General features: G+C 70.5%; 18 protein-coding genes and 1 pseudogene. 6 read left to right on the forward strand and 13 right to left on the reverse strand.

Features of this window, described 5'->3' with window-relative positions; translation table 11 throughout:
* Positions 1-153: 153 nt before the first annotated feature.
* Positions 154-867: a hypothetical protein gene (locus ACFWJW_RS04800; protein ID WP_387234881.1), complete on the reverse strand. Its 714-nt coding sequence runs from the start codon at positions 865-867 to the stop codon at positions 154-156.
* Between the two features lie 165 nt (positions 868-1,032).
* Between ACFWJW_RS04800 and ACFWJW_RS04805 the strand changes: the two genes are divergently transcribed.
* The 5 genes from ACFWJW_RS04805 to ACFWJW_RS04825 all read left to right on the forward strand — a co-directional run bounded on the left by ACFWJW_RS04805 (position 1,033) and on the right by ACFWJW_RS04825 (position 6,133).
* Complete coding sequence (locus ACFWJW_RS04805) at positions 1,033-1,704, forward strand: TetR/AcrR family transcriptional regulator (RefSeq protein ID WP_387234884.1); 672 nt, start codon at positions 1,033-1,035, stop codon at positions 1,702-1,704.
* Positions 1,705-1,774: 70 nt separating this feature from the next.
* Positions 1,775-2,074, forward strand: coding sequence for a hypothetical protein (locus tag ACFWJW_RS04810; protein ID WP_387234887.1), 300 nt, complete (start codon positions 1,775-1,777; stop codon positions 2,072-2,074).
* A 459-nt stretch (positions 2,075-2,533) separates the two neighbouring features.
* On the forward strand, positions 2,534-3,916 hold the full coding sequence (locus ACFWJW_RS04815) for a family 2B encapsulin nanocompartment shell protein (protein WP_387234890.1): 1,383 nt from the start codon (positions 2,534-2,536) through the stop codon (positions 3,914-3,916).
* Positions 3,903-5,318, forward strand: a complete 1,416-nt coding sequence (locus tag ACFWJW_RS04820; RefSeq protein ID WP_387234893.1) for a SufS family cysteine desulfurase — start codon at positions 3,903-3,905, stop codon at positions 5,316-5,318. Before ACFWJW_RS04815 ends, ACFWJW_RS04820 begins: the two co-directional genes overlap by 14 nt.
* Before the next feature lie 155 nt (positions 5,319-5,473).
* Positions 5,474-6,133 (forward strand): hypothetical protein, encoded by a 660-nt coding sequence (locus ACFWJW_RS04825; protein WP_387234896.1) that lies wholly within the window; start codon positions 5,474-5,476, stop codon positions 6,131-6,133.
* A 53-nt stretch (positions 6,134-6,186) separates the two neighbouring features.
* Here the strand turns inward: ACFWJW_RS04825 and ACFWJW_RS04830 are convergent, their stop codons facing one another.
* The 5 genes and pseudogenes from ACFWJW_RS04830 to ACFWJW_RS04850 all read right to left on the reverse strand — a co-directional run.
* Complete coding sequence (locus ACFWJW_RS04830) at positions 6,187-6,702, reverse strand: hypothetical protein (protein ID WP_387234899.1); 516 nt, start codon at positions 6,700-6,702, stop codon at positions 6,187-6,189.
* Between the two features lie 193 nt (positions 6,703-6,895).
* Complete coding sequence (locus ACFWJW_RS04835) at positions 6,896-8,263, reverse strand: MFS transporter (protein WP_387234902.1); 1,368 nt, start codon at positions 8,261-8,263, stop codon at positions 6,896-6,898.
* A 323-nt stretch (positions 8,264-8,586) separates the two neighbouring features.
* Positions 8,587-9,150 (reverse strand): GNAT family N-acetyltransferase, encoded by a 564-nt coding sequence (locus ACFWJW_RS04840; protein ID WP_387234905.1) that lies wholly within the window; start codon positions 9,148-9,150, stop codon positions 8,587-8,589.
* 149 nt (positions 9,151-9,299) lie between these two features.
* Complete coding sequence (locus ACFWJW_RS04845; RefSeq protein WP_387235127.1) at positions 9,300-10,166, reverse strand: ketopantoate reductase family protein; 867 nt, start codon at positions 10,164-10,166, stop codon at positions 9,300-9,302.
* A gap of 15 nt (positions 10,167-10,181) precedes the next feature.
* A pseudogene (locus tag ACFWJW_RS04850) lies at positions 10,182-10,751 on the reverse strand (DUF6817 domain-containing protein); the annotation flags it as partial.
* Between the two features lie 178 nt (positions 10,752-10,929).
* On the opposite strand from ACFWJW_RS04850, the gene ACFWJW_RS04855 reads away from it, so the two are divergent.
* On the forward strand, positions 10,930-11,136 hold the full coding sequence (locus ACFWJW_RS04855) for a hypothetical protein (RefSeq protein WP_387234908.1): 207 nt from the start codon (positions 10,930-10,932) through the stop codon (positions 11,134-11,136).
* A 104-nt stretch (positions 11,137-11,240) separates the two neighbouring features.
* Here the strand turns inward: ACFWJW_RS04855 and ACFWJW_RS04860 are convergent, their stop codons facing one another.
* The 7 genes from ACFWJW_RS04860 to ACFWJW_RS04890 form a co-directional block, all read right to left on the reverse strand.
* Positions 11,241-11,735 (reverse strand): hypothetical protein, encoded by a 495-nt coding sequence (locus ACFWJW_RS04860; protein WP_387234911.1) that lies wholly within the window; start codon positions 11,733-11,735, stop codon positions 11,241-11,243.
* Between the two features lie 128 nt (positions 11,736-11,863).
* Positions 11,864-12,370 carry a S26 family signal peptidase gene (locus tag ACFWJW_RS04865; RefSeq protein ID WP_387234913.1) on the reverse strand — a complete coding sequence of 169 codons (507 nt, stop codon included), beginning with the start codon at positions 12,368-12,370 and terminating at the stop codon, positions 11,864-11,866.
* The gene (locus ACFWJW_RS04870) at positions 12,367-14,268 is read right to left on the reverse strand and encodes an ABC transporter ATP-binding protein (RefSeq protein ID WP_387234916.1); all 1,902 of its coding nucleotides are present in this window, start codon (positions 14,266-14,268) and stop codon (positions 12,367-12,369) included. The genes ACFWJW_RS04865 and ACFWJW_RS04870 overlap by 4 nt, the downstream gene beginning before the upstream one ends.
* Positions 14,265-14,810, reverse strand: coding sequence for a TlpA disulfide reductase family protein (locus ACFWJW_RS04875; RefSeq protein WP_387234919.1), 546 nt, complete (start codon positions 14,808-14,810; stop codon positions 14,265-14,267). The genes ACFWJW_RS04870 and ACFWJW_RS04875 overlap by 4 nt, the downstream gene beginning before the upstream one ends.
* A 13-nt stretch (positions 14,811-14,823) precedes the next feature.
* The gene (locus ACFWJW_RS04880) at positions 14,824-15,354 is read right to left on the reverse strand and encodes a MauE/DoxX family redox-associated membrane protein (RefSeq protein ID WP_387234922.1); all 531 of its coding nucleotides are present in this window, start codon (positions 15,352-15,354) and stop codon (positions 14,824-14,826) included.
* Positions 15,355-15,438: 84 nt separating this feature from the next.
* Entirely contained in the window at positions 15,439-15,663 is a 225-nt protein-coding gene (locus ACFWJW_RS04885) for a hypothetical protein (RefSeq protein WP_387234925.1), read from the reverse strand.
* A gap of 164 nt (positions 15,664-15,827) precedes the next feature.
* The gene (locus ACFWJW_RS04890; protein WP_387234928.1) at positions 15,828-16,835 is read right to left on the reverse strand and encodes a helix-turn-helix domain-containing protein; all 1,008 of its coding nucleotides are present in this window, start codon (positions 16,833-16,835) and stop codon (positions 15,828-15,830) included.
* Positions 16,836-17,009 lie beyond the last annotated feature (174 nt).

The raw sequence follows: 17,009 nt of genomic DNA on the forward strand, positions 1-17,009 counted from the left end.
TACTCCCGGCTGAACGCCCCTGAGCCAGCGTCAGGGTTGCTGCCGAGGGACTCTGCGAGGGACCGCCACGGCGGAGGGAGAACCGCTGGTGGGAGGGGTGGCCAACCAGTAGGGGACCCAGCCCCGCCGCCACTTCAGACCCGCCCCATCTCACTACCACCCCCGGTTCAACCGACAGTGCTGCCGCCGCCCTTCATCTCGCACGACAACCCCTAGCCTGGCCAACTCCTCGCGCATTTCCCGGAGATCCTCGGTCGGACTCTTCTTTTCGAGGAGCCGTGCCCGAGCTTTGAGCAGCGCATCGGCTCCCTGTGGCAGTCCCGGCATGTCCGGCACCCAGCGTCGGAACTCGTCCTTGTAGGGGTCCTCGTCCGCCCAGGCGTAGCCATGCACCCTGAATGCCCCGGCGACACGCTGGGCGCTCACATCGCAGGTCTCACGGGCGAGTTCACCCTCGTCGTTGCCGATCAGCACGAGTTGTCTACCGTCCAGGAACGCCTGGACGACGCGGTCGCGCGCGAACTCCTGGTCTTTGCCCTTCCGGGTAAGGGTGATCCGCTCGGCCGATACGACGACGGAGAGCTCCTCGTACTGGGCGATGAGGCCCACGATCAGCCCCAGGACCGTTCCGGCGGAGATCAGGCCAATGGTGAGCCAGGGCTCCGGAACCGAGGCCAGGAGCTTGGCCGGCCCTTGCATCGGCGCCCAGGGCAACGCCACCAGCCACTCCGCCAGGATCTTGACCAGCCAGCCGGCTCCGGCTCCCAGCAGCGCGAGGACGACGTACACAAGCGCCACCATCCAGGCCGGTTGTGCCAGCACCGTGGTCTTGTCCGTCGGGTGGCGCTGCGCGAGCAGGTCATCCATGGGTGGTGTCCCCCTTCAGCGAGTCTGCGTCGCCGCGGCCGACGGAAGCCGGCGCGGTGCGGCGCAGGAACGGACGCCAATCATAAACCGAGTGCGCGATCTATTATTGGCGCAACGGCGAAGGAGCCGTCCATCAGGTGCAGCGGTCAGTCATAAGGTGAGGCCATGAGGACGATCGATCCGGCGAAACATGCGGCGCGGCGGCAGCACATCGTGAACGCGGCGTGCGAACTGTTCGCCACGCAGGGTTTTGAGCGCACCACAACGGCGCAGATCTGCAAGGCCGCCGGGATGAGCTCGGGGAATGTGTTCCACTACTTCCCCAACAAGCGCGCGATCTTCATCGCCCTCCTCCAGGACGACAAGGAAGAGAAGGCGGAGCGGCTGGCCGCGGCGAAGGCCGGCGCCGACCCGTGGGCCGCCCTCCTGGATGTCGTACGATTCCTGGCCGCACCCGCCGCCGAGCCTCTGGCGCCGCCACTCGTCATGGAGGCCATGCTTCAGGCGCACCGCGACCCCGGGCTCGCGGAACTCCTGAGCCAGGACAACGCCGACGAGCACACCGTGATCACGGAACTGCTCACCAAGGCCGCCGCGGCCGGCCAGATCGACCCCGACTTCGATCCGGGCCACGCCGCCTCGTGGGTGATGGCCCTCATCGCCTCGATGTACACCAGCGCTGCCACCGAGCCGTCCTTCGACCCGGCCGGACAACTGCCCACCCTTGTCCTCATCTTGGAACGGTTCCTGCGCGGCGAGCCCCACAGCCGGACCACCACCGCCTCCCCCTCGCCGATGCCCCACCCGCACCCACCTGCACCACCGAACTCCCCCTGAGCAACCACCTCTTACCCCCACACCGCACCGGTCCACCCACCCCACCACCCACCGAAGGAAGACCCCACCCGTGAAGAAGAGTGCGATAGCCGGCGGCTGCCTCCTGGGCCTCTTCGTGATCGCCTGCGCCTACAACGGCAGCACCGACACCACCGACCCGCTGAGCCTCGCCGAATACCGGAAGATCAAGGCCGGCAGCAGCGAGAAGGCCCTGTTCAACTACACCAATACATGTCGGCAGAACAGCGAGTCCGAGCGCGCCGATGACTACCCGACCACCTGGACGTGCTACGGCGCCGACGGCAGCAGCGCCGTGTTCTTCTATTCCGAGGGCGTGATGTTCAGCAAGTCGCAGACCGGTCTGGTGTGAGGACCGGGCCTGTGTGAGGACCGGGCTGACGTGAGGGCGGTGCGCCGCCCGCCCGGCCACCCCTCCCCCCTCCCCCACCGTGCGCAACAGCCGTGTCATCCAACGGAGTTGGGGCAGTCACGCGCCATGAGACAGCGTCATAAGCCTGCCTTTAGGAAACGCAAAGCACCGTTATGAGGGTAAATCCCGTCGTAAATCGGGCGTCAGGTGATGTCGTACGACAGGTCCGCGTACTCCATGACGCGCCTCCGCGAGATTGCTACGCAAGGTAGTGGCGCTGAAACGGCTGGTAATCGCGCAGGCATTCGGGGTTGCGTCCTTCGTGCAGCGAGCATTTCCGGCCGCGCGCCGGCGGACGACTGGTTGCGAGCGGTGGGCTTCGACCAGACGATTCAGACTCCCGCGTGCCGGTCGGCCGAGTGCCGGCCGAGCGGCATGCCCGTAGGCGAGGAGGTCCTGATGAACGACCAGACTAGTCTCAGCCCGGATGCGGCACGGCAACTCGCGACCACGACCAAGACCAGCCCGCAGATGCGCGGCATCACCCCGCGCTACCTCCTGCGGGCGCTGCCATGGGTGGATGTGGAAGCCGGTGTCTTCCGCGTCAACCGCCGCCGGACCTACGTCCTCGGGGACGATCGCATCAGCATCCACACCGACGGCGGTTCGCCCCGCGTCATCCCGGGCGATCTGCGGGAGTTGCCGTATCTGCGGGATGCCGACGACGCACTGCTCTCCGAACTGGCGGGCTCCTTCACGGAAGTCAGCTTCGAGGCCGGACAGATGCTGGCGCAGGACGGGGATGCGCACGACAAGCTCTGGGTGATCGCCCAGGGCCGCGCCGAGAAGCGGGTGAGCGGCCGCTACGGCGAGGACGCCGTGCTCGAAGTGATCGGCGACGGCCAGTTCTTCGACCTCGACTCCTGGACCCGTTCCGAGCCCCTGCCGTACCGCGTCCGGGCGCTCACCCCCGGTGTGGCGCTGTGTGTCGAGCGCAGTGTGCTGGAAGGGCTGTGTGAACGCGACACGGCCGTACGGGGAGCGATGGATGCCTACCTCTCGGCGGACGGCATGCTGCCGGGCGCCGAGGTACCGGTCGATCTCAGTTCCGGGCACATCGGCGAACCCGACCTTCCCGCGACATTCGTCGACTACGAAGACACGCCCCGCGAGTACCACATGAGCCTCGCCCAGACCGTGCTGCGCGTGCACACCAGGGTTTCCGACCTCTACAACGGGCCCATCGACCAGATCCGGGCCCAGTCCAACCTCACCGCGCACGCACTGCGCGAGCGGCAGGAAGCCTCGCTGCTCAACCACCCGGAGTTCGGTCTCTTCAACAATGTGGCCCCCGGGCAGCGGGTCCAGGCGCGCACCGGTTCCCCGACCCCTGACGATCTGGATGAGCTGCTGACCCGGGTCTGGAAGCAGCCCGGCTACTTCCTCGCGCACCCCAGGGCGATCGCCGCGTTCGGCCGGGAGTGTACGCGTCGGGGTGTGCCCCCGGTCATCGACAACCGGTTCGGCAGTCCGCTGCTGAGCTGGCGCGGTGTCCCGCTGCTCCCCTCCGACAAGGTGCGGTTCTCCGGCAACGCCGGCATCGGTACCACCGAGATCCTGCTGATGCGGGTGGGTGAGGCCGAACAGGGCGTGGTGGGTCTGCGTCCCGCGAAGGTCGAGGACGAGGTGGAACCCGGTCTGTCGATGCGGAACATGGGCGTCGACCAGAAGGGCATCACGTCGTACCTGATGACGGCGTACTTCAATACCGCGGTGCTGGTGGAGGACGCCGTCGCGGTGCTCCAGAACGTCGAGGTCTCCAACTACTATGACTACTCCTGACGTCGTCCGGGGTCTGTGGCCCGGGGCGCCGACTCCGAACCTCCTCGGCGATGGTCTGGTGTCGCCCGATCCAGCCACGGTCCCGGCCTCGGTCCCCGTCACGGATCCGGCCTCGGTCCCGGTCACGGATCCGGCCGTCCCGGCCGCCCACCCCGCACAGTTCACCGGCCTCCCCGGTCAAACGGCCGCCTTCTCACCCGAGTTGGCCCGCCGCGATGTCCCCATCCTGCACCGGACGGTGAACGGGCACCCGCTGGTCTGGCTGGACAACGGGGCCACCACCCAGAAGCCACGCCAGGTGATCGAGGCACTGGCCGGCTTCTACGGATCCGCCAACTCCAATATCCACCGTGGTGCGCACACCATGGCCCGCGAGGCCACCGAGGCGTACGAGGCCGGCCGGTCGGCGGTCGCCCATTTCCTGGGGGCACCGTCACCGGACGACATCGTCTTCGTACGCGGCACCACCGAGGCCATCAACCTCGTCGCCCAGACCTGGGGCCGGGCCAACCTCGGCCCCGGGGACGACATCCTGGTGCCGGTGCTGGAGCACCATTCCAATATCGTCCCCTGGCAGTTGATCGCCCAGCAGACCCGGGCCCGGGTGGTACCCGTACCCCTCCAACCGGACGGGCAGATCGACCTCACCGCGTATGACGATCTGCTCTCCATGCGCACCCAGCTCGTCGCGCTCAGCCAGGCGTCGAATGTGCTCGGCACCGTCCCGCCCGTACGCGAGATGACCGCGCTCGCCCACCGTTACGGGGCCAAGGTCCTGGTGGACGGGGCCCAGGCGGTGGCGCACTTCCCCGTTGATGTGCAGGACCTGGACGCCGACTTCTATGTGTTCTCCGGCCACAAGCTGTACGCCCCCACGGGCATCGGCGCGCTGTACGCGAAGCCGGAGATCCTGCGGGACATGGCGCCGTGGCAGGGCGGCGGCAACATGATCGAGTCGGTCGACTTCACCCGTACCACCTATGCCCCCGTCCCTCACCTGTTGGAGGCCGGCACCGGTCACATCTCCGGCGTGGTCGGTCTGCTGGCCGCCCTGAACTGGCTGACCTCCTTCGACCGCGACGCCATCGCCGCCTACGAGACCTCACTGATGGCGTACGCACAGCAAGCCCTGGCGACGGTCCCGGGACTTGAGTTGCTGGGCTCCGCGCCCGACCGTATCGCCGTACTGACCTTCACCCTGGCCGGCCACGACCCGTCGGAGATCGCCGCCTGGCTGGACCGGGACGGCATCGCCATCCGGGCCGGACACCACTGCGCCCAGCCGGCCCTGGCCCACTACGGCCTGGCGAGTGCGGCCCGGGCCTCGCTCGCGCTCTACAACACGTCCGAGGAGGTGGACAAGCTGGTGGCCTCACTACAGCAGCTGCAACAGGCCGCCTGACGTTCCGTCCGTCCGACGTCGCCGACCGGTCATCGGCCGGCGACGTCGGCGCGGGCGTTTGCGTTCCGGGCGGCGGCTGGTGGCGTCCGGCCGCCGCTGACCGCGCGCTCGGTTCATACTGGGAGCCAGACCGCAAATGAGGGGGAACCGAAGCCATGACGTGGTCGCCGGACGGGGTGGAGCCGCCGCATCGGGTCGAGGACGTGTCGTCGGCCCGCTGGATCGAGGAGAGCGTCGGCGGGTTCGACAGTGGCGTCCACGCCCTGCTGCCGGCCGGGTTCGAGGCGTATGTACGGCTGCTGCATCCCAGCGAGCCGTCGGACGGCCGGTTCGAGCGGTGGGCGGAGGTGGCGCAGCGGTCGGGGCGCGGCCTGCACCCGCTGGCACGCTTCGAGGACGTGGCCGGCCCGGGTGACGAGCCCCCGTGGCAGGGTTCGCTGCCCGCGCCGGTGCTGGCGGCCCTGTGCTCGGTGCTGGCGGCGGAAACCGACACCCCCCGGCAGTGCTTCTTCGGACTCTGGGAAGGGTGGGGCTGGTCCGATGCCGGCGGGCCGATGGTGCAGTTGAGCGGACGTGCCTACACGCTGTACGAGGGGCCGATCGAGGCGGCGCTCGCCACGGGAGACAGGAGTGCGGGGGTCTTCTTTCCGCAGTCGCCGAATCTGTGGTGGCCACGGGACCGGGCCTGGTGCGTCGCCACGGATGTGGATCTGGACTCCACCTACATCGGCGGGTCCGCCCGCCTGGCCGAGCGGCTGGCAGGCGAACCGGGCATCGAAGTGGTTCCGGCAGCGCTCGGCGACCGACTTGGTTGAGCCGGTCGCCGAACGCCTCTCCGGCCCGGCCGGACGCCTGCCCGGCCGACGGGTCAGCGCTTCTTGCAGGCGTTGATGCGGGCCGTCGCGCTGGTGTGCTTCACCTGCTTGGTGTGCGGGGTGTAGCCGGGCGGGAAGGTGACCACGCCGACGGAGTAGCCGGTGTAGTTCTGCCGCTTGATGCAGCGCCGTGCGGCGTTCTGGCTCACCTTGTTCCGACCGCGGTTGACCTTGGCACCGCTCTGCTTGTACAGCGTTCCGTTCTTGTACAGGCCGACACGGAGGGCCAACTGCGCGACCGGCTTGGTGCACTTGATGTCGGCGGTGACGTTCACCATGTGCCGGTTGTCGGCGTGCGCGTGGTGGGAGTAGTGCGGGAGGTGCGTGGTGAGCTTGCAGGTGATCACGTCACCGCTGCGGGCGTCCATGGTGCGTACGGTGGTGGCGCCGGTCGCGGTGTGGGGCCCCGGCCCGGCCGGTGTCGAGGCACCGGCGGTCCCCGCCCCCATGGTCAGTGCCAGCACGCCGGTCAGCGCTCCGGAAAGCAGTGTTCGCTGTACGGTCCTCATGAATCTCCCCCTGTGTAGCGCCCGTTCGGGCGCTTTGCTGATGCACCGTCACCTCTCCGTGGCCGATCCGAGGTCCGGCGCGCGCTGGCCACATGATGGCGCATCAGGGCGACGGTCGCAGGCATATTGCCCATTTGCCGCGGCCGGCGCCGCTCGGCGGGAACGACGCAGTTCACGGCACACGGCACCCTCATCACGAGTCCTGGGTGACCACCGAGCTGTCGTCGACCGCTACTGACCGTCTGAGGCGGCTCGGGCGGTCCGCGGCGCGTGCGGTGAAGATGCCGAGGGCGCAGAGGACGGCGAAGCCGAAGAGCAGCCATCGTGCCGAGCCGAGCATCGACGGGCCGCCCAGGCCGACCAGGACGCCCGCGACCGCCGTGCCGAACGCGGTGGACATCGTCGTCACGGTGGCGATCGCGGCGGCCGCCTGCCGTCCTCCCTCCGGGTCCTGAGCGGCCGACATCGCGGCCACGGACAGGTGCGGGTAGGCGAGCCCGATGCCCGATCCGGCGACGTACAACACCGGCACCCAGATGACCACCCACCAGAGCGACGCGTGCTCGCGCTGGAGCAGGCCCTGGACGAGGAAGCCGAGGGCGAGCAACACCGGGCCGGTGGTGCGCAGTCGGCGTACGGTGCGCTTCCGGACGGCCGATGAGGCGGCGATCTGGGTCAGCGACCAGCCGAGGGAGACCACCGCTCCGAAGAAGCCGGCCGCGAGTGGGGGCAGCCCGGCGAGGCGTTGGCCGAACAGCGGGAGGAAGGACTCGACAGCGACGCCGAAGGACAGCAGCCCGAGCGTCAGATAGACCCACTTCAGCGCGGAACCCGCCTGGTAGGTCGCGCCGGGAAAGACCCGGCGCGCGCTGCGCCGCTCATGGGCGACGAATCCGGCGACCAGCAGCAGCGCCATCGCGATGCCCGCTGCCCTCGCCATGGTGTCGTGCAGGATTCCGGCCACGCTGACGGCCGCCGTGGCGGCCATGACCAGCGCCAGGGACCCGGCCGGTACGGGAGCCGCCGCATTGCCGCGTTCCCCTCGGGGCAGCACCCGGGGCACGGCCGCGAGGCACACCGCGGCGGCCCCTGCCATCAGGACGAACGCCAGGCGCCACGAGCCGACTTGGGCGAACAGGCCACCGAGCGCGGGGCCGGCGAAGTTTCCGACGCCGTACATCGCCGACATCAGCGCGTTGCCACGGGTCCAGAGCCGCCGGGGCAGGACCGAGCGGATGACGGCGAAGCCCAGCCCGGACAACAACCCGGCGCCAAGGCCCTGAAGGCACCGGCCCACCAGCAACACCGGCATCGCCGGGCTCGCCGCACAAACCAGTGAGCCCCCCGTGAACAGGGCGAACCCGAGGAGATAGGCACCGGCATTCCCCCAGCGTGCGAGGAACCGGCTGACGAGCGTCGTCGCGATCACCATGGCGACGAGGTAGAGCGTCATGTTCCACGCGTAGAAGCTCTCACCGCCGATCTCGGCCACCGCGGTGGGCAGCAGGCTCGACGCCAGATAGATATTGACCGCGCCGACGAGCACGCCGGCGGCCAGCACGACCGCGGCGCCCCGATGCTCCGGGCCGAGCAGCTCCCGCCAGCGGGGCGGGGCAGGGGCCGGTTCGGACGTGGCGCGATCATCTGCACCAGCGTGATCGTCTCGGGTGGGGCATCGACGGTGGCCGGCTTCCCCGATGCTGTCGAGGGGCGCCAACGCAGGGCGCGGGCCTGGGTGTGCGCTGTTGTCGGGAGGCATGACTTCCAGCGTTCCACTGAACCGGGCCCGGAGACTTCGGGCCGGATCCGGCCCACGGTGCCGGGACCAGGGGGCGGACAACCCTCAAGTCGCGGGTGAACCCCCGGGACCGGCCCCGGCCGAGGTCAGCCGGTGGTCTCCCGCTGCCGGCGCCACTCGGGAGCCAGGACCGACCAGACCTCCATATCGTGGCGTACGCCGCGGTGCGGATAGCTCTCCCGCTGCACTCCTTCGCGCACCATGCCGAGCCGCTTGGCGACATTGAGGCTCGGGGTGTTGGCCGAGGACGCGATCCACTCCACGCGGTGGATCCCGCGCTGGTCGACGGCCCAGTCGATGAGTATCCGGATCGCGCGGGTGATCAGCCCCCGCCCGACGGCCGCCTCCTCCAGCCAGCAGCCGACCTCGCAGGTGCCGGAGGTGAGGTCGAACGTCCGGAACAGGACGCCGCCGACGAGCACGCCGTCACTCCAGATGCCGTAGAGGCGGCCGCTGTCGGCGGCCGCCTTGTCCGCGTACATCTGGAGGAACGCCGTGGCGGACGCGAGGTCGGTGGTGTGGTCCGGCAGTGCGATATACCGGCCGATGAACTCACGGCCGCGGTCCATGTGCGCGAGGTACTCCCCGGCATGCCACGGCTCCAGCGGGCGCAGCTCGGCACCCTCGACACCCAGCGATATCGCAAACACCCGGTTCCCCCGTCCGACACGGCTCCTGCGCACCGGCTCTCCTGCTGCACCGACCCGGCACGAGCGGCGCCGGCTCTCCGCCGCTCGTGCACCGCGGCCGAAATAGTCCCACACCGGTGCGGCCCCGGGCCTGCCCTTTAGACGGGCGCTCAGTCGGCGCTCAGCTCGGCCATCAGCCGGACGGTCACCGGCACGGGTACGCCGTGCCGCTCGGCCGCGCGGAGCAAGGCGCCGCCGATCGCATCGAGCTCCAGCGGCCGGCCGGCCTCCGCGTCACGCTGCATGGACGACTTGCTGCCGGCCGGGAACGCGTCGTACCGCGCCAGGGCCTTCGCGGCCTCGGCCGGCGCGCCGCAGGCGCTGCTCACGGCGGCGGCTTCTTCGGCGAGGGCCACCAGTTCCTCGCGTCGCCGGGTGCGCACCTCACCGATGGTGCCGCCGTACCGGGTGGTGAGCAGGGCGAACGGGGCGAGGAAGGCCAGCTTGGCCCAGAGCGCGGCGGTCTCGTCCCCGACCGCCCGCGTGCGTACCCCGGCGTCCTCCAGCAGCGCGGCCGTCGGGGCGAGGCGTTCGTGCGCTCCGGACAGCTCGATCTCCGTGAACGGGCTGCCGTGCTCGATGGTGCCGGGTGCGGTGCGGGTCGACTCGACGCGGATGATGCCCGGCGCGACGCGCTCGGCGCCGTAGCGGTCGCGCAGCACGGCCGGATGCTCGATGCCGTTGAGCAGCGGCACCACCATGCCCTCGCCCAGGACGCCGGGCGGGATCCGCTCCAGCGCGGACTCCAGAGCGGTGTGTTTGACGGTGATCAGGCACAGATCGACCGGCTCCCGCAGTTCGGTGTCCGCCTCGACCGTCGCGGTGAAGTCGCCGAACTGGCCGCTGCGTACCCGGATGCCGTCCTGGCGCAGGGCCCGGGTCGTCGCGTCCCCGGCCACACAGATCACCCGGTGTCCTGCCCGGGACAGCAGGGCGGCGAGGAGACCGCCGACCCCGCCCGGGCCCAGCACCGCCACGGTCCACGGTCGGGATGCGGGCCCGTCGGGGAGCGGAGCGGCGCTGAGCTCCGTGTGGCAGTCCGTCCACGCCGGCCGGCTCAGGAGCGGTCGAAGGCGGGTGAACAGGGTGAGCAGCTCGGCGCCGGAGGCTTTCCGGAAGTCGGGGTCGATACGGGCGATATCGAGTTCGTTCGCGGCCGACAGCTCGGCGAAGTCCCGGCGCGGTCCGAGGTCCGGTGTGAAGGTGCGGCCGGTGAAACGGTCCCGGAAGGCGGCGTCGGGGTCCGCGAGGGTGGGGTAGGAGGCACGCCGGTCGCAGGCGGCGTAGAAGTACACCAGTGCCTCCGCCTCGGCGCCGATCACCGCCGCCAGCTCCGCGCGCCGGCCGAGCGGCAGGAGGGACGTGGGAAAACCGTCGGTGCCGTAGAACGCGTGGCACAGGCCCGCCAGTTGTACGGCGGGGCGGGCGCCCCAGGCGGCGAGCTGTTCCTGTACGCGGCGAAGGTGCGCGAGCAGGCCGCCACCGGGGTGCGCGATCGTCTCGGCACCCAACTCGCGGAGCAGCGCGAGGGCTTGGGGTCCGGCGGAAAGAGGTACGAACATGGAATCGGGCTCCTTTCGGACGTGACGGGTCGGCACCTGCCCGGTGCTCCCCGCTTCCCGGCGGACGGTTCCGTCCGGTGCGGAGAGCGGCACGGTTGCCGCCCTTGGGCCCTGCGCTGATCTTCGAGGCGGCCGGGGGGCGTGTCAATCCTCGGGTTTTCGGCGAGGGCGGTGACGGATGCCGCCGGCCGGCGTTCCCGTCGGGCGCCGGGGGCCTGGTCTCGACCGCCGACGACTGGCACGCCTTCGCCCGGATGCTGCAACGGCCGCGCATCTCACCGCCTCCACCGGCACCGTCACCCTCCTGCTCAGCCAGCTGGAACTGGCCGGGCCGTCGGCGCCCGCCCTGATGCGGGACTTCTGGCGGTGTGCGGTCGAGGAGTGAGGAGCGGGAGTCGGAGGCCCGGGCCGCTGCTGCGTTCGCGCCTTCCTGACTACGGAACCGGGTGGACGCAGCGGAATGCGGAGACCTCAGGTCCTGATGTGCAGTCAGCCGAACATGTTCGCGTAGGGGTCGGGTTCACCGGTGAGGGGGTCCAGGCCCGCGTGGAATCGGCGTTCCTGCTCCCGGACGTGGACGAAGGTCCCCACACGCCCCCACAGCGACAGGTCGCTCAGCGGACACTCGTCGAACTCGGCGGTCATGAGCCGGCGGAGGAATTCCGCCATGCCGCACTCAAACAGCGCCCAGTGCGGTGATCCGTGACGGCGCCACACCACCACTGGCCACAGGTCCGGGTCCGAGCCGGTCATCAGCCAGCCCAGCTCGTTTGCGTTGCACCCGCTCCCCCAGGGGAGCACCCGGTCCGCATCCAGTGCGATCCCAGGTACGCCCCCATCCATGTCCCACAGATGTCGAAGGTCCGCGGTGAGGTCGGAGATCGATGTCTGCCGGCCGTCGCCGGTCGGCAGGGGCGAAAGGATGCTCAGAAGCTCAGCAGTCCCTGCGGGCAACTGTCCACGCCGTGCGGCCAGTCGCGCCATGGTGCTGGGTGAGGCGGACTACGGCCGGGACGCGCGAGCGGCGGCAGAGGTCCTGCTCGAACGCGCTCTAACGGGCACGAGCTGACGGGGAAGGCGGCGGCGCTGGACAAGGGGTGCTGCCGGAAGCCTCATCCGCCCGCCGGGCCCGTTGCCTGCCGCAGCTGCCGGACCACCGTCCCCAGTACACGCTCGGCGGGGTAGAACCCGAAGTGCCGTGAATCCACGCTGTGGTGGGGGTTGTCGCCGAGCAGCACCAGGCTGCCGTCCGGTACCCGGGGCGGCCCGGGGAGTTCGAGGAACGACGTGGACAGCATGGCCGCCGGCACCGGGTCACCGGGGAGGGCCGCCACCCGCTTGATCAGCCACTGGCGCCGGCCCACCGTCCTGGCTCCGGCGGTGGCGGGCAACGGTCCGCTCGGCCACCGGGTGCGGAGGGCGGGCCGTTCCACGACGAGGACCTGACCGCGGGTGAGGCGGGTGGTGCGGCGGACGAGCACCCGGTCGCCGTCCAGGTAGGCGGGGGCCATGCTCACGCCCCGTACGGTCACGACCGCAAGGCGGTGGCTCAGGAGGACGGCGGTCGTGGGCACCAGTCCGGCGAGGCCGAGCAGGGCGGCGGCCGTCGCGGGCCTCATGACTGCCGTCCGTCATGGGCCGGCGCGGTGTCGCGGTAGCCGGCGGCCTGGAGCGCGAACAGCCGGGCGTACTCTCCGCCTGCCGCCATCAGCGCGTCATGGCTGCCGAGCTCCGCGACGCGGCCCTCGCGCAGCACGGCGATCGCGTCCGCTTCCCGCACCGCGCCCAGCCGGTGCGAGATCAACAGGCTGGTGCGTCCGCTGCGGTGGTGCTTCAGCGAGGAGTGGATCTCGGTCTCGGCCTCGGCGTCCAGGCCCGACGAGGGTTCGTCCAGGATCATCAGGTCCCGGCGGTCCCGCAGGAAGGCACGGGCCAGGGCGAGCCGTTGCCACTGGCCTCCGGAGAGGACGACGCCGGTTTCGGGGTCGTCCCGGTCCGTTCCGGCGAAGAAGATGCGGGACAGCAGGGTGTCGTATCCGTGGGGCAGGGCGGCCAGTTGGGGGGCGATCCCCGCGCGGGCCGCCGCCGCGGCGACCCGCGCGTGGTCGGGCCGCGCGGCGATGTCGCCGAGCGCGATGTTCTCGGTCGCGGTCATGTCGTAGTTCATGTAGTCCTGGAACACCGCGCCGAGGCGGCTGCGGAGTTCGGCCGGATCGGTGTCGCGGAGGTCGACGCCGTCCCACAGCACGGCTCCCCGCGTCGGATCGTAGAAGCGGCACAGCAGCTTGATCAGGGTCGATTTTCCGGCGCCGTTGAGGCCGACGAGGGCGAGCGAGGTGCCGTGCGGGAGGAACAGGTCGATGCCGCGAAGCACCCAGGGGTGGTCGTCCGAGTAGCGGAACCATACGTCTTTGAGCTCGATGCCGTGCCGTAGTGCGGGGAGCGTCCGGGGTTCCCGGGGTACGGGCAGGTCCGGGCCGGCCTCGACCACGGCGGTGTAGTGGCCGAACAGCAGCAGTGCCTGATGGGTCCGGGCGAAGGCGGTGGCGAGCGAGGCGAGCGCGCCCTGCACCCCGACGATGGCGGCGACGAAGACCGTGACATCGCCGACGGAGAGCCGGCCTGCTCTGGCCGCCGCCACCGCCCAGAGCAAGCCGCCCCCGGAGACCAGTGCCGCGAGCAGTCCCAGTGCGGTCTGTACCCGTGCCTCCCGCAGGTCGAGGCCGCGGCGTGCCGTGTTCACGGCCCGCCGGTCGGCGACCATACGTCCGCGCAGAAAGGCGCCGGTGCCGAACAGCCGTACCTCTTTCGCCGCTTCCATCCGCGACAGCAGCGTGCTGTAGAAGAACTCGCGGCGCTCCACGGGGCCCAGGTCCCACGCCAGGCGGGCCCGCAGCCGCGACAGCCACAGCTCGGCGGCCAGCACCGGCACCGCGGCGGCCGCGACCAGGAGTGTCATCAGCGGGCTGAGGACGAACAGCGAACCGAGGAAGCCGGTGACGGTGAGGACGGAGCCGGTGACGGTGAGCACCGCGTCGAGCACCTGGCCCGGTGAGGCCCCGCCGGACTGCTGGGCGAGCCGCAGCCGGTCCAGGAACGCGGGGTCTTCGAGACGGCGCAGACCGACGAGGCCGTCCACCGCCCGGTAGAGGCGTTCCTGCGCGGTGACGGCGACTTCCCTGCCCAGCTGTGCCCGCAGGTACTGGGCGGCCTCGCCCGTCAGCACCAGGGCGACCCCGGCCGCCGCGAGCCCCGCCGCGGGCCGGAGGACCTGCGAGAGCGGCGCGGCCTCGGCCAACGCGTCCAGGACGAGCTTGGTCAGCCATGCCGTCGCCACCGGCAGCACACCGGCGGCCAGGGTGAGGACGGCGTAGCCGGTGAGCAGGACGGGCGCCGCCGCCGCGACCAGGGTGCAGGCCGACCGGGCCAGACGGAGCGGAGCGGCCTCGTCCGGTGCGGACTGCGGGGGTGTGTCCGGTACGGGACCGGGCGCCGCGGGCTTCGGTAGGGACTTCATACGGCCATCGCCGTCGGGCGCGTCAGGTCCACGGCGTTGGAGGTGACCACCGGGCGGCCCTCGGCGTCGGGGCCGGTCCGCAGCAGCGTGGGGTACGCGTGCACGCCGAAGGCTCTGCTCAGCGCGCCGTTGGGCTCCTCGACCACCACTTGGGCGACCGGGCCGAGCGGTGCGGCGAACGCGGCGGCCTCCCCCGGCTCACCGACGACGACGGCCAGGACACGGCGGCGCCCGCCGGGCAGCGAGCGCGCGTGGGCCACGAACCCCGGCAGCTTTTCGACGCAGGGGGCGCAGCCGGGCGAGAGAAACGCCACCAGCAGATCCTCGGTCAGTGACGCCCGGGTCAGGGGCTCACCGGCCTCGGTCACGGTCTCGAACTCGGCGATCGGCGTGCCGACTTCGATGTCGGCGGACGGGGCGCCCCGGCGGCCGGCCAGCAACGCGCTGTGTTCACGCAGCCGTTTGACCACCCCCAGGACGAGGACCAGGTTGAGCGCACCGAGCGCTCCGACGAGTACGACCGCGGCGGTCAGGAAGGGCATCACGGCTCCGGATTCATCGTCGTAGTGGCGTCATCGGCTGGAACAGGGCGAGCAGTTCGTCGAGGGCGGCCACAAGCGCACCGAGGACGAGGCCGGCCGCTGCCGCCACCAATACCCCTGCCGGGTGGCCGTCCGGCGCGGCGACGGCCGTGGTGGTCGCGCCCAGGACGGCGAGCACGGCGAGCAGCAGATTGCGCAGGAGGTGGTGCGGCCCCAGCGGCGTCGTGGAGGCGCCGAAGCAGCGGCAGGCAGTCCGGGCACCGCGGCGCAGCCCGCGCGCGATACCGGCGGTGAAGACCAGCAGCAGGGTGGTGGCCAGCCCGAAGCCCGCCACCGCCGTCACCCGGCCGGGTACCGCCAGGGCCAGTACCACGCCCGCTTCACCGGCGACGACGAGCACCGCGACCGGCCGCAGATACGCCCGGGGCACCGCCCGCAGTTCGCGCAGTGACCGTTCGAAGCCGCCGAACCCACCGCGGACCACCGTCTTCCCGCACAGTGCGAGCAAAAAGACCACACCGACCAGGCACTTCAGACCGGTCATCAGGTAGACCATGACGTCCCTCCGGGAGCGGGAGTTCCTGGGACCGGCCCGGCGGCCGGCCCCAGGAAAACGGCGCGTGGTCGGTCAGTTCCAGTCGCCGGGCGTGCAGTTGTCGCAGTACCCGAAGATCCAGTCACCGTTGGTACCGTCCGAGCACGCCAGCCGGTACTTCCACCACGTGTGGCCGGTCGCGTTACATCCGCTGGTGCCCCGTACGCACAGGTACTGGTAGTCGCACGAGGTGCTGGATGCCTCGGCTGCCACCTTCGGCACGATGCGTTCGAGGAGTCTGCTCCCCAGTGTCTCCATCCTTGCGAACATGAATGCTCCAAGTTCTGCTCGGCCCACGACTCCGCGTCGTGGTGCATGAAGGGTGTGCGGGACCGGCTTTGGTGCGCCCGGCTGACGGATTCGGACGTCCTGCGTCGGTGCCCGGACATGACGATGCCGAGAAGAGCGGCGGATCGCGTTGACTATCCGTGCGGAGCGCTTGTCGATTCGCGCACGGCGCCGCGGAGGGCGTGTTCCCGGTAGTCGCGGGGCGGCATGCCGTAGGCCGCGCGGAAGGCTCGGCTGAAGTGCGCGGGATCGATGAAGCCCCACCGGGCGGCGATGGCGTGGATGGGGCGCAGCCGGAGGTGGGGGGTGGCGAGGTCGCGGCGGCAGCGTTCCAGGCGGCGTCCTCGTATCCAGGCCGCGGCGGTGGTGCCTTCCTCGGCGAACAGCTGGTGTACGTAGCGGACCGATATCCCGTGGACGGCGGCGATCGTGGCCGGGGACAAGGAGGGGTCGCCGAGGTTCCGGCGGATGAAGTCGCGGATCCGCACCTGTAAGGCACGTCGCCGGGATTCCGGGGTCATCGTGTCCTCGGCGTCCAGGAAGCCGCCGAGTGCCGCGGCGAGGAGATCGGCGGTGACCGAACGCAGGGTGGCGATATCGGCGGGAGTGAACTCATCGGCCCGGGTGTGGACTTCGGCGAGCCAGCGCCAGAGCACCCCGCTCATTCCCTGGCAGCCGCATATCGGGCGAGCGGCCACCCGCTGGACGGTTTTCCATGGCAGTGGCAGCAGTTCCCGGGGCAGCTGAATGATCATCGCGGCGTAGTTCTCCGCCCCGCCGTACAACCGCCCACGAAACGGCAGTCCGCTGTCCACGAGTACCAGCTGCCCCTGCCGGAGGGACATATTCCGCTCGCCCTGGGAAACGTCACCGGTACCGCTGAGGACACAATTGACTTGATAGAATTCCTGGTCGCTCTGCTGCCGTATGAGCTTCGGAGTCCGCACGACCTCCAGGCTCGGGAAGGTCATCGTGGATATCTGGGTGTCCCCCATGTCCAGCACCCGCATCGTCGCACGGAAGTCGTCTTCGTGGTCGCTGCGGATCCAGTTGCGCATATGTGAGTGAACGGCGAATTCCTCCCACAGCTCGAATCTGTCCTGCGCAGCCACCATCTCGGTGCTGAAGTTGTTCACCAGCATCGTTCCCCCGCCTCTCCGTGCTGGCCCCGGCCGTCGTGGCCCGAGTATGTGGGGAACGGTCCGGAACGGCCGAGTAGAAGACCAGCCGTTCTGCGAATGAGGGATGATCCGCTCAAGAAAGAGCGTTAAGCGTCGCCCGCTGCGGAGCCGCCTTTGCGGCCCCGCAGCAAACGC

Origin of the sequence: Streptomyces sp. NPDC127097, assembly GCF_042724075.1 — a bacterium.
GTDB lineage: Bacteria > Actinomycetota > Actinomycetes > Streptomycetales > Streptomycetaceae > Streptomyces.